Source organism: Stenotrophomonas sp. STEN046, from assembly GCF_056759755.1.
In genome coordinates, this window is the sequence record NZ_JBRRDR010000092.1 from 1 (window position 1) to 323 (window position 323).

At 56.0% G+C, this 323-nt stretch carries 2 rRNA genes; both read left to right on the forward strand.

What is annotated here, in order from left to right:
* Positions 1–85, forward strand: a 5S ribosomal RNA gene (rrf, locus tag ACVOLJ_RS20865); the annotation flags it as partial.
* A gap of 130 nt (positions 86–215) precedes the next feature.
* Positions 216–323: ribosomal RNA gene (gene rrf, locus ACVOLJ_RS20870) — 5S ribosomal RNA — on the forward strand; the annotation flags it as partial.

Here is a 323-nt window from a genome sequence, read left to right on the forward strand (position 1 = left end):
GATCCCATCCCGAACTCGGAAGTGAAACGTAGCTGCGCCGATGGTAGTGTGGCCTAAGCCATGCGAGAGTAGGTCATCGCCAGGGTTTATACCCGAAAACCCCGCTGCTCATGCAGCGGGGTTTTCCTTTTAAGTGAAGGCACTGCTTTTTGAGTATCTTCCGCCCCAAGGGCAAGTACGTGAGCTGGCGCTGCAAGCGCTGCTGCAACCGTCTCCCTGGTGAAATTAGCGCTATGGAACCACCCGATCCCATCCCGAACTCGGAAGTGAAACGTAGCTGCGCCGATGGTAGTGTGGCCTAAGCCATGCGAGAGTAGGTCATC